We start from the raw sequence: 11,499 nt of genomic DNA, 5'->3' as shown, positions 1-11,499 counted from the left end.
CCGCAGGCTCATACTTGGGCAGGAGCTGCTGAATGTAGAGCTGTAGCTGCGATTGATCATGCGCTGTGATTCGGCTGCCAGCGTGGAAAACACAAGAGACGACTTTCCTGAACCTGACATGCCGGTGACCACGGTGATGGCCCTCTTGGGTATGGCCAGCGAGACTTGCTTGAGGTTGTGCGTGGAGGCCCGATCAATAAGAATGCACTCGGTCCTCATTGGGCGACTCGCTCCTGACGTAGCTTGTTGATAAGCCTGTTGGCAAGAGTAGCGAACTCTTCCTGTTCGTCTTTAGACCAGACCTGTCGGGCATCTTCCTCAAGGGTTTTATGCTGTTGATCGATGATGTCGAGCATGTCCCGGCCATCCTGGGTCAGATTGGTCTCCAGCTCTCGCCGGTCGTGGGCGTCCGGCACCTGTCTGATGTATCCGAGATCGCGCAGAGTGCTGAGGTTCTTGGAGACCTTGGATCGGGTTATGCCGAGTCGCTGACCAATCTGTGAGGGCGTGGACGCTCCTGTGCGCAGAACGGTGAGGATGTCGAACTGTTGCCAGGTGATGTTCCCCGGGTTGACCCTGTTGCGCTCTGCTACGAATTCGCACTGCAGATACATGAGAGCATCGTAGAGGGAGGACGGATTATTTGATTTCATTATAGAAACTATATCATATCGGAAACTATCTATTACCCGGATAGCTTGCTTTTCTCTGAATTCGTTCTTATCTGACTGTATTGACTGATGAAGCCACGTCTCAGGAGGTTCAATATTGGCCTTGTGTTGTTGAAAGAGCTTCTTGCATGAGAGTAGGCGTGTGTCTGCCTGGTGGATCCCTTGATGCGGTTTAGCAATTTTCTCTGTTGGTCGCTCCAAGGTAAAGGAGGTCTATTGGACTAAAGGCTCGTGATTTGTTGACAGCGGCGGTGGGATGGAGTGTCAACTTATCATCCTATCAGTATTGCTTAGCCAATCGGCTATGCAGAACGACGATACTGAGGCCTAAATGCTAGGTAAACCAGCATGCCCACCGGTCGGAAAGGCTGAGCTAAGGCTCTTCTTTTGCTCGAGCCTCCTGTATTAAGAACGTTGATGAATAGGTTCTTGTATTTCCTTGATTTGACAGCATGTCTTTCTTCGCTAATAATGTAGCATGCTACATTTTGGAGAGGTGGTATCTTTTGGAGCTCTCGGAGAAGCGGCCGGAGGGGCTGGTCAAAATAGCCAACACCCTGCTGGAAAAGCACATGAATGAGTGTGTGCGGAGCATCTTTCCCAATCTGACTGGTCCCCAATTTGTCATGGTCTATTACCTGTATGAGCATGAGGGCCTGGAGGTGACGCAGAAGACGGTGGGCGACAGGTTCCGTTTGAGCCATCCTACGGTTCGGGGAGTTGTCAAACGGCTGGTCAAGGCAGGATGGCTGACGGCAAAGCCGCAGAGTGATGACCGACGTCAGATGGTTCTTAAGCTCACCGGGCAGGCGCGGAGCGAGCTTGACGCCCACCAGGTCGAGATTCGGCATGTATTAGAGGCCACGGGCAAGCTTGCCTTGAAAGGGTTCGATGAGCGGGAGAGCAGACAGCTGGTCGGCTACCTGGAACGGATCATTAGAAATATGGAATCCTGATCTGTTTTTAGTCGGAGCATGCAGGCTTTGGACCGAGCCGGTGAAGGACGGGGAGGATGCGGTATGAATAAGGATGGCCGCAAGAGGGAAGGCAGCCAAGGCGGGGCTGAGGGAAGTCGCACTGCGATGATGGGCACGCTTTTGGCAGGGGCTTTCCTGGCCTTGATGGCGGAGACCTTCCTTAACAATGCTCTGCCCACCATTATGGCGGAATTCCATGTGTCCCAATCCACTGCTCAGTGGCTGAGCACCTCCTATCTGCTGGTGGTGGGGCTGATGATATCCGTATCGGCTTGGGTGTTTTCCAACTTCCGGTCCAAGCACACCTTCATGGCCATGATGGCTATTTTCCTGACTGGCTCCCTGGTCTGTGTCTTTTCCGAAGGGCATTTCCCGCTGCTGTTGGCGGGCAGAATCATCCAGGCTGTGGCCGCTGGATCGTTGATGCCTTTCATTCAGAATGTGGTGCTGCTGCTTTTCCCGCCGGATAGGCGCGGTGTGGCCTTGGGCATGGTGGGCCTGGTGGTGGCCTTGGGTCCTACGGTTGGCCCCACGCTCTCAGGGTTTGTTTTGGAGCACTGGTCTTGGAGGGCTTTGTTTGTGCTGCTTGCTGCCTTGAGCGCCGCGATTCTGGTGGCCTCGTTCTTCTTGGTCTACACGGTCAACCGCCAGGTGAGAACCCGGCTGGACGTGCCTTCCGTGGTATATTCCTGCTTGGGTTTCGGGCTCATTCTGTACGCCCTGTCGGCCATTGGGGACGCGGGCGGTGCGTCAGTGCTTGACCTGGGATTGCTTCTGGCTGGTGTGCTGGTAGTAATCCTGTTCTGTCGGCGTCAGCTTCATCTGAAGTCTCCGCTGGTGAATTTGCGTGTTTTCATGAATGCCACCTTCAATCTGACCAGTCTGCTGAGCACCCTGAGCAACATTGCCATGGTCGGGGTGGAGCTGGTGCTTCCCCTGTACTTGCAGAATACGCGCGGGTCAAGCGCGCTCACCTCTGGTCTGGTCATGCTGCCGGGAGCCATTGTCATGGGCGTATTCAACCCACTCTCCGGTCTGATCTACCAAAGAATCGGGGCGAGGAGAATCGCCCTTTTGGGATACGCGGTGTTGCTGACCGGAACCTTGCCAATGATATGGTTCGGCACCACTACAAGTCTTATCGTGATCGCCTCCTGTTATGCTCTGCGCTTGGCAGGAGTGGCGCTGGTCATGATGACTACTTTCACCGAGGGCATCAACGCACTGCCTACAGAACTCACGGCCCATGGCAACGCAGCTGCCTCGACTGTCCGCCAGGTCGGCGGTTCACTGGGTACGGCCGCAGCCATGATGATTGTGACCATCGGCACTCAGCGCGGCAGTCTCAGCGGAGCCACGTCAGCCCAGGCTCTCGACCAGGGCTACCAATGGGCCTTCATCTTCCTTGCAGTCATAGCCCTGATCGGCCTATGCGGCTCGCTCTTCCTTAAATCGAATAGAACTGAGAATGAGTAAGAAAGGTATCTTTTCGCTTTCAAAGCAGGGATCGTTGCTGACATCGATTGACTCATAATGTTAACGAGCAGGATTCCGGATTGGCGAAGTGAACCTTTGCTGCCAGTGGATACAAGAATTAAGAGATTCATTACAGGCCCCAGACACGCATGCATAAGAGACGATGAAGATAGAAGAATCAACTTATCCATCGTCTTTTGCAGTGCCCTGCAGCCCATTTCGGATCCAGACTGCTTCTCGGGCGCAGACCAATACCATCCGGAATAACTCAAGCCCGAAGAGATCCCAGAATCAGTCAAGCAGGGAACACCGAAGAGGTAGAAAACGACTATTGTGCAGGGCAAGGCCAGGAATTCGACAAGGAAGAGAAAAGTGGGAGAGTTACGCGTCCAATATTTTCTGGTAGAGCCGAGCGTGTAAGGAGAGGGACAGTCCCCGCAGTTATGCAGCATCGGTAAGGAAGATGTGTTTGTGATGGTACTCGATGAATTCATGCGAGGGTTGGCTGATCGATGGCAAGGTGATTCTCTGGCCTTCGAAGACGTAGAGCCATTGATCGTTGATCGGTGAGTGCCTTACCTTGTCATGGTTGACCATGATGCGGTAATCGTCGTCGATGGAGATGAGTCCTTGATCAAACGCTCGGTCGTGGAATGCATTGAGCAGCAGGCCGTTCGATGCGGCGGTTTTCTCGGTCGGGGTTGATGCTTTCCATGGTTTGATATGGCTGGCAATTAGCATCGAAGGTATCTGCATGCCAGTGATGCAGCATGTGCTCTGGTAGTTCAAGAGCAGCGAATTGCGGAAGTAAGACTGGTTGATCCGCTGAATCGTGGTTGCTTCGCGCTCGCCGCCTTCTGGATTGCGCTTGTCAAGCAGCATTTTTGTTGCGGTTTCGAGCGTAGAATATCGGTCAGAGGCCAATGGTGCTGGGTGGAAGTGTTGTTTGTTCGTTTGCAGGAGTGCGTGTTGGAGCAAATCGAGGCACTCCGCCATGAAGGCATCAGGATTTTCTGCGTACCATTGCCAGACTTGGGAATCCAGCTTGCTGCCATGCTTCATGCCCGCCTTGCCTTGGGCCCTCCGATTGACGTCATGGGCTGCGATGTTCCAGATTTTCAAGGCAATAGAGTCGGGAGTGCGATGCAGGAATGACGCCAGACGCTGTACGTCTAGCCCATTGTCGTCACACTCCCTGGGCTCAAGCACGATGTACAGGGCAAATGCCATCATCGTTTCTTCGCGCGACCAGTTGCGACGGCGTGATGCGACATTGACGTTCATTGCCATACTCCCAGGATAATCGGTCTTGAAGTTTGAGGGATGTGTATCAGCGGTAATTTTGAAGTCTGCAAAGATAAATGAGAATAACGAGCGAGGGAAGTGCTGGTTGACTGTTTGCAGACGCTCCAACTGCTGTTTTATTCTGGCTATATTGCTTTGTTCCCATGCGCACTGTGGAGGGAGAGGGACGGATGACAAGGGAGTTGGAGCTTTCGCAACGGCACGGTGGTGATTTGGTCTCTGTTGAGTATTCCTTGGAGCTTGCTAATGACAAAGGTATAGATGCTGGATTCGGCACTGATAAAACGACCGAAGATTTTGGTGATGGAATCTATGTGGAATCCATTGAAGAAGATGCTGCAAGTGACCAGGTGCAAGATGAAGCGCAGCTTGATTACAAGATAGCTGCGGCTTGTGGAGTGGTTGCGGGTTTATGTGATTCGATTTTTGTTGGTAAGTTCTCTCTGGACAGGGCGAACGAGTGGGGTTCGGAGAAAGTCAATGAATTCGTGGTTTGGGTGGCAAAGCAGCATTCTGGTTTTAAAGGGGAGTCCCTGCGTGATGCCATTCATTTCCTAGAAGATCAATATCCTTTTGTTGGTGATAAGTACACGGCCGAATTTGGCGGCGGTTTGCAACATCATCTCAGAGACTTTTCTCACCACTTCTCCCTTGAAGGATTGGTGTTCTCGATACTCACTCAATTTACAGGAAAGGTATACGGCACCAATCAGAACGGAGATTTCATTGCAGTCCCGGTGGAAGAACAATGGTTTAAGGAAGGTTTGATCGGCGATACTGTCTGCGAAAAGCTGTTCTTAGGCACGGTGCGATGGTTCTTTCACATGGCGTCAGACGCGCCGGGGTCAAGTTCGAATCCCGGTGAGGGCACGGGAATACCTGGGCCTTTTCTTTCTATTATTAAGGAATTGTCCGCCTTGCCCATGTTTAAAAATGCCATGGATTCCGGCATGAGGTTACGGAAACTTCTTTCCAAGATGTTCAATGGGACCTTATTCGCTCAAGTTGACGATGAAGGTCGTAAAGTCCTTCGTAGGTTTAACCTGCGAACCGAAATCGGAATTGTGCATGTACTGGGGCGTCAGGCGCTTCCAGTGTTACTGAATGAGTGCCTGACACGGGGCTGCTATTTTCTTCATCATCTTTATCTGGAGATGAAAAACAATGAAGTTGACTCTTTGGACGACCTGTCACAGCTGGATATGGGTGTGGTCCTTCCATTCAATAATTCCAGAGTAGTCCGCATGGTATCCATTGCTTCGGCTACCTTTACTGCAGTGGATCTAGCGGATGCCGCTATTCGGGCCGCCTTGGTCGGGATTCTAGTAAGGGGATTCGATGGCAAGCTCTTCCTGCTGAAAATCAACTATGTAGGTGTGACTCGTCTGGTTTTCGCAATAGGTGTGGATGTCAAAACGGTGTGGGAACGAAGAGCAAGCCACAGGCAGCGGCGGCAAAACGACGATTCGGCCGGTCGGGTGACAATGGAAATGCTCTCGTTGAAGCCGGAGCATTTATCTGTATTGTTCTCGATAGAGCGACTCGCGCTTTATGAGGACATAGATCGAAGTAGGGCAGTGGATCGAAGAGAAAAGGAGGAATGGTTTGACAGGTGGTCTGAAAACCTGCCTGATGACTGTGATCTCCTTAATCGCGGGCAAGTGAAACGGAGAATTGAAGAACTTGTTGCGCGGGACGGGAACACATGGAAAGCCTTGGTTCTGATTGAACTTGCACGGTTCACTCCGTATGACCTATATCGTTTTGAAACGGAGTCAGAGAATCCTGAGGGAGGGCCGGACTCCTCGATCAAGAGAACTAAACGCCTAAAATTTGATTCAAAGATTCTCGAAGAATTATGGCGTGACGTAAGCGGCGATTCGGATAAAACCCCTGTGCAGCAGACCGCCAAGGCGCTGAATAAGAATGCCGGCGTATTGAATGGTAGCCGAACCAAAAAAATTGTCGGTGCTGCGGGAACTGCTGCGGTTGCGGTTGCTACGGGAGGTGCAGCGTTTACATTGGCACCAGTCATAGCGCCGTTAATCGCCGGATCGGCTGTTGTCGGCCTATCTGGTGCTGCTCTTACCAGTGCGAGCCTTGCGGCGGTTGGCGGTGGTGCATTGGCTGCTGGAGGCCTCGGTATGGCAGGCGGCACAGCCATAATCGCTGGTGGTGGCGCGGTGTTGGGTTTGGTTGCTGGTAGTGGGGTAACTGCTGTTACTTCGCTTCTCACTGATTCTAAAGGAGCGTTTGCCCTTGACGAGTGTTCGAAGCTCCTAACGTTTTGCCAATCTAACTTCGCTCAAGCTGATACGAAGCCAGAGACGATTGAACGGATTCGACAAGGCTTGCTCGATCAGATTGAACGAACGGAAATTCAGCAGGAGGTTCTCTCTAGGCGTTCTGAGAATAAGGATTTAAAAAAGGCTGAGAAAAAAGAAGCCAAGAAAGAGCTCTCCGGCCTTAAGAAGAGCTTGGGTTACATGCGTAACTGTGAAAAGGAATTGGTGAAGCTGATTAATCAGAAAAGTCGCTCAAAGGAGACTGTGACAGTTTCGAAAGGCCATGTTGGGTCGGCCTGATCAATGACGGCGTTGGGATGGGAATCATGCCGAGATGAGTGTGCATCGGATTCTGTGCCTTGTCGTATCAGTCGATAGGGATGCGACGAGCCTTTGCCGACTTACTATTACCAATCCTCTTGGGGCCGTGGAGGTGAGTAACAAAAAGGGGTTTTGGAACCCCAAAACCCCTTTTTGGCGGAGGATACGAGATTCGAACTCGTGAGGGCGTGAACCCAACACGCTTTCCAAGCGTGCGCCATAGACCACTAGGCGAATCCTCCAAGGCTGCAATGAACGGGGTCGTAGCCTACGTGACCCTGATCAAGGCAACTAGGAAATAGTAACACAGGGCGGGGATTGCAGGCCAGTCCAGACGTGTCGCCGACAGTTCCCGCCCTGTTCCTGTGTTACTTGATCTGATCCATGGAAAGGCCGAGAGCCTCGGCCACGCGCTGGCCGTAGTCAGGATCGGCCTGGTAGAACTGCCTGGTCTCAAGGACCTGGATCTCCTGATCATCGACGGATCCCAGGGTGTTCTTGATGGTCTGGATCAGGCGGTCCTTCTCCTCCGGGCTCATCAGCCTGTAGAGACGGCCGGCTGCGGAATAGTAGTCCTTGTCATAGGGGCGGGAGTATTCGGTCTGCCCTTGGACGGCATCGCTGTGCATCCGGGCATCGTTGTCCTCCACGGGGCCGCCCTTGCTGTTGGGCTCATAGTTGACCGATCCATCCTGCCCCTGGGACATGAAACCGTCCCGCTCGTAGTTGTGGACCTCGTTGACCGGGCGGTTGATGGGCAGCTGTTCGTAGTTGGCACCCAGACGGTAGCGCTCGGCATCCTTGTACCCGAACAGGCGGCCCTGCAGCAGCTTGTCGGGCGAGGGCTCGATGCCTGGGACGAAGTTGGCGGGTGAGAAGGCCGCCTCCTCCACATCATCAAAATAGTTGGTCGGGTTGGTGTCCAGCACGAACTCGCCTATCTCAATGCGCGGATAGTCCTTCTTGGAGACCACCTTGGTCACGTCGAAGATATCGTCCTTGTAGCCCAGGCCCTCCTGGTAGGGCAGGATCTGCACGCAGACCTTCCACTTGGGGTAGTCGCCCCGGTCGATGGCATCGTAGAGATCGTGCAGCAGGAAGTCAGTGTCCTCGGAGGCGACCTTGGCGGCGGTCTCATCGGTCATGTTCTTCACGCCCTGCTCGCTCAGGAAGTGGTACTTGACCCAGAACTGTTCACCCTTGGCATTGACCCACTTGAAGGTGTGGCTTCCGTAGCCGTTCATGTTCCGGTAGCTGGCCGGGTTGCCCCTGTCGCCCATCAGATAGGTCACCTGATGTACCGACTCGGGGGAGTGCGACCAGAAGTCCCACTGCATCTCCTGGCTGCGCAGGTGGGTGGCCGGGTCGCGCTTCTGCGAGTGGATGAAGTCGGGGAACTTCAGGGGGTCGTTGACGAAGAATACGGGGGTATTGTTGCCCACCACGTCGTAGTTGCCCTCCTGGGTGTAGAAGCGTAGGGCGAAGCCGCGCACGTCGCGCAGGGTGTCGGGATAGCCGGATTCGCCGGCCACCTGGGAGAAGCGCAGCAGGATGGGCGTCGTCTTGCCTGCTCCGTTGAATACGTCGGCCTTGGTGTAGGCGCTCATGTCCTTGGTCAAGGTGAAGGTTCCCTTGGCTCCGGCTCCCTTGGCGTGGACTACGCGCTCTGGTATGCGCTCGCGGTTGAAGTGGGCCAGCTTTTCGAGGAGCTGGTAGTCCTGCATGAGGATGGGCCCCCGGGTGCCCGCTGTCTGGCTATGGTTGTTGTCTGCCCAGGGCTGCCCTTCGTTGGTAGTAAGTTTGTCGTTCATGTCTGCTCGATTCCTCTGACACCTATGATTTTCGCGATTGACGGTCCCATGCAAGCCAGGTCCGCGACCCAGCTCCTGGTTGACCACTCGATCGCTGATGGCAGGACTCTTGATAAAATCCTGCTATTCTCCACCGTATCTGACGGGGGATGGAGTTGGTGGATATGCGCGCTGAGCGAGAGTCAGATATCTCACTAATCAAGGCAGTGGTTCATGAAACCCAAAGGCGGTGGGTCTGTTGTAGACAGAGTCATAGGAAAGCCGCCGGCACTGCCTTATTCAATCGGCAAATGGCGGCGGCTCTCATCAGAGCACTGGTGCTCAGAGCATCTGTATCAGTTCGCCCACATCCTGGATGACCAGCTGGAGGTTGAGCCCGGTCAGGACAGCCACGACAATCCATGCCAGGAAGGCCATCCATCGAGGGTTGGCGTACTTGCCCATGATCTTCTTGGAGGAGGTGAACCAGACCAGGGGGATCATGGATATGGGCAGGGCCACGCACAGGAAGACCTGGGAGTAGACCAGCAGGCTATCCAGGGCGGACTCCTTGCCGCCGAAGGCGATGGTGCAGATCAGCACGGGGATGATGGAGATCACACGGGTGACCAGCCTGCGCAGCCAGAGAGGAATCCTCATGCGGATGAAGCCCTCCATGACGATCTGCCCAGTCAGAGTGCCGGTGATGGTCGAGTTCTGACCGGAGGCCAGCAGGGCCACAGCGAAGAGGGTGGAGAGCAGACCGGAGGCGACCGGACCGGCGATGGTCTTGTCGCCAAGGGCGTTGTAGAGGGCGGTGAAGGTATCCAGCCCTTCGCCGTGTCCGAAGAACATGGCCGCACCCAGCATCAGCAGCAGGCAGTTGACCACGAAGGCGGCGGACAGCTGGATGTTGGAATCCCAGGTGGCGAAGCGGACAGCGTTGGCAACCTGACGGTCATCGCTTCGGTCGAAGTCGCGGGTCTGGACGATGGATGAGTGCAGGTAGAGGTTGTGGGGCATGACCGTGGCGCCCACGATGCCCAGAGCCATGGTCAGCTGTCCGTTGCCCAGGATGGCCTTGTCGGGGATGAAGCCGCGGAAGACTGCGGGCATGTCGGGCCTGGCCAGGAAGACCTCGTAAAGGAATACCGCCATGATGACCAGAATCAGGGTGGCCACGATGGCTTCGATGCGGCGGAAGCCGATCTTGGTCAGCAGCAGGAGGATGAGCACATCCAGCACGGTCAGCGTCACGCCCAGGATCAGCGGAATGCCGAAGAGTAGTTTCAGGGCGATGGCCCCGCCGATCACCTCGGCGATGTCGGTGGCCATCACAGCCAGCTCCGTGCAGATCCAGAGGACGAAGCTGAGCCGGCGGCTGGTGTGCTGGCGGGTGGCCTGGGCCAGGTCCAGACCAGTCACGATTCCCAACTTGGCCGACATGTACTGCAGCATCATGGCGATCAGGCTGGAGATGAGGATGACGCTCATGAGCAGGTAGCCATACTGGGCGCCGCCGCCGATGGAGGTGATCCAGTTACCGGGATCCATGTAACCGACTGCCACCAGGGCGCCCGGGCCGGAGAAGGCTGCCAGGTTCTTCCAGAAGGAGGAGGTTGAGTTGGGTACGGAGACCGTGGCGTTGATCTCTTCCAGGGAGCGCCCATTGGCCGTCTCGATGATGGGATGGGATTGGTGCTGCCGACTGGACGGCGGAGTCCTGACTTCGGATCCGGCTGGACTGGCGGACCCTGAGGCGGGTCGGGTCTTAGTGTTCGGCATGTCACCTTCCTTGATTCTGGACCGTGGTGGTCGTGTGGCTGGCTATAGACTTCGACCCTTCGAAGTCTAGTGGCGCTCGATGAAGAATACCAGAGGTGATCTGTGACAATCTCAAAATATGCCTGCAGGGGTTGCTCGCGGGTCGTGCCATGGATCTGTGCTATAGACTGTGGAACATGGGAATTGCCGAACTGTCCTCCAGCGCCCAGGATTATCTTAAGGTCATCTGGGATCTTCAGGAATGGGACAAGGGCCCTGTCCAGCCCACTGCGGTGGCCGACAGGACGGGTATGAAACAGTCGACGGTCTCGGGTGCACTGGGCCGTCTGGTCGATGCCGGTCTGGTCACCCACAGGCCTTACGGCAAGGTCGAGCTGACTGAAACCGGTCGTCGCTACGCGGTGACCATGGTCCGGCGCCACAGACTGCTGGAGACCTTCCTGGTGCAGGTTCTCGGTTACGGATGGGATGAGGTGCATGAGGAGGCGGACAGCCTGGAGCACGCCGTCTCCGACAAGATGGTCGACCGCATCGACGAGTATCTGGGGCACCCCACAGCTGATCCGCATGGAGATGCCATACCCTCCCCTGAGGGGGACCTTCCGCCAATACCTACCACCACAAGGCCTCTCTCGGAAGTATCTGCAGGGACGACGGTAAGGGTGCAACGAGTCAGCGATGAGAATCCACAAATACTACGCACGCTCAGCAGTTACCGCATAGGGCCGGGCTGTCTGGTGCAGGTGGAAAGTAGGCAGGCTGATGATGAATTAGCCGTAAGCCTGACGGATATGCATTCCAGCTCCGACTCCGCTTCGGACGACCTTCTTGTGCTGTCTAAAGACCAGGCGGCATTGATTCAGGTCAGTCTTATCTGATTTGTCGTACT

Annotated in this window: 8 protein-coding genes and 1 tRNA gene; 4 read left to right on the top strand and 5 right to left on the bottom strand. The window is 55.0% G+C overall.

Annotation, left to right across the window (positions count from 1 at the left end):
- Nucleotides 1-215: 215 nt before the first annotated feature.
- Nucleotides 216-653 carry a MarR family winged helix-turn-helix transcriptional regulator gene (locus H3U89_RS02420; RefSeq protein ID WP_198178630.1) on the bottom strand — a complete coding sequence of 146 codons (438 nt, stop codon included), beginning with the start codon at nt 651-653 and terminating at the stop codon, nt 216-218.
- 524 nt (nt 654-1,177) lie between these two features.
- Between H3U89_RS02420 and H3U89_RS02415 the strand changes: the two genes are divergently transcribed.
- Complete coding sequence (locus H3U89_RS02415) at nt 1,178-1,627, top strand: MarR family winged helix-turn-helix transcriptional regulator (RefSeq protein WP_198178631.1); 450 nt, start codon at nt 1,178-1,180, stop codon at nt 1,625-1,627.
- A 63-nt stretch (nt 1,628-1,690) separates the two neighbouring features.
- Nucleotides 1,691-3,124, top strand: a complete 1,434-nt coding sequence (locus tag H3U89_RS02410) for an MDR family MFS transporter (RefSeq protein ID WP_198178632.1) — start codon at nt 1,691-1,693, stop codon at nt 3,122-3,124.
- Between the two features lie 441 nt (nt 3,125-3,565).
- Here H3U89_RS02410 and H3U89_RS02405 read toward each other — a convergent pair whose 3' ends face one another.
- The gene (locus H3U89_RS02405; protein ID WP_232345447.1) at nt 3,566-4,414 is read right to left on the bottom strand and encodes an HNH endonuclease; all 849 of its coding nucleotides are present in this window, start codon (nt 4,412-4,414) and stop codon (nt 3,566-3,568) included.
- A gap of 185 nt (nt 4,415-4,599) precedes the next feature.
- On the opposite strand from H3U89_RS02405, the gene H3U89_RS02400 reads away from it, so the two are divergent.
- The gene (locus H3U89_RS02400; protein ID WP_198178633.1) at nt 4,600-7,014 is read left to right on the top strand and encodes a hypothetical protein; all 2,415 of its coding nucleotides are present in this window, start codon (nt 4,600-4,602) and stop codon (nt 7,012-7,014) included.
- Nucleotides 7,015-7,189: 175 nt separating this feature from the next.
- On the opposite strand, the gene H3U89_RS02395 is transcribed toward H3U89_RS02400, so the two are convergent.
- The 3 genes from H3U89_RS02395 to H3U89_RS02385 all read right to left on the bottom strand — a co-directional run bounded on the left by H3U89_RS02395 (nt 7,190) and on the right by H3U89_RS02385 (nt 10,610).
- Nucleotides 7,190-7,277, bottom strand: a tRNA-Ser gene (locus tag H3U89_RS02395).
- A 126-nt stretch (nt 7,278-7,403) separates the two neighbouring features.
- On the bottom strand, nt 7,404-8,846 hold the full coding sequence (locus H3U89_RS02390) for a catalase (RefSeq protein ID WP_198178634.1): 1,443 nt from the start codon (nt 8,844-8,846) through the stop codon (nt 7,404-7,406).
- A 321-nt stretch (nt 8,847-9,167) separates the two neighbouring features.
- Nucleotides 9,168-10,610: an Nramp family divalent metal transporter gene (locus H3U89_RS02385; RefSeq protein WP_232345445.1), complete on the bottom strand. Its 1,443-nt coding sequence runs from the start codon at nt 10,608-10,610 to the stop codon at nt 9,168-9,170.
- Nucleotides 10,611-10,786: 176 nt separating this feature from the next.
- Between H3U89_RS02385 and H3U89_RS02380 the strand changes: the two genes are divergently transcribed.
- Nucleotides 10,787-11,488 (top strand): metal-dependent transcriptional regulator, encoded by a 702-nt coding sequence (locus tag H3U89_RS02380; RefSeq protein ID WP_198178635.1) that lies wholly within the window; start codon nt 10,787-10,789, stop codon nt 11,486-11,488.
- Nucleotides 11,489-11,499: the final 11 nt, after the last annotated feature.

Origin of the sequence: Bifidobacterium sp. W8104, from assembly GCF_016100735.1 — a bacterium.
Taxonomy (GTDB): domain Bacteria; phylum Actinomycetota; class Actinomycetes; order Actinomycetales; family Bifidobacteriaceae; genus Bombiscardovia; species Bombiscardovia choladohabitans.
This window is presented reverse-complemented; position numbering and strand designations above follow the sequence as displayed.

What these genes read in the sequence shown, in the direction of transcription:
- H3U89_RS02420 (WP_198178630.1), bottom strand. Translation starts at nt 653, where the DNA reads ATGAAATCAAATAATCCGTCCTCCCTCTACGATGCTCTCATGTATCTG.
- H3U89_RS02405 (WP_232345447.1), bottom strand. Translation starts at nt 4,414, where the DNA reads ATGGCAATGAACGTCAATGTCGCATCACGCCGTCGCAACTGGTCGCGC.
- H3U89_RS02380 (WP_198178635.1), top strand. Translation starts at nt 10,787, where the DNA reads ATGGGAATTGCCGAACTGTCCTCCAGCGCCCAGGATTATCTTAAGGTC.
- H3U89_RS02385 (WP_232345445.1), bottom strand. Translation starts at nt 10,610, where the DNA reads ATGCCGAACACTAAGACCCGACCCGCCTCAGGGTCCGCCAGTCCAGCC.
- H3U89_RS02390 (WP_198178634.1), bottom strand. Translation starts at nt 8,846, where the DNA reads ATGAACGACAAACTTACTACCAACGAAGGGCAGCCCTGGGCAGACAAC.
- H3U89_RS02400 (WP_198178633.1), top strand. Translation starts at nt 4,600, where the DNA reads ATGACAAGGGAGTTGGAGCTTTCGCAACGGCACGGTGGTGATTTGGTC.
- H3U89_RS02410 (WP_198178632.1), top strand. Translation starts at nt 1,691, where the DNA reads ATGAATAAGGATGGCCGCAAGAGGGAAGGCAGCCAAGGCGGGGCTGAG.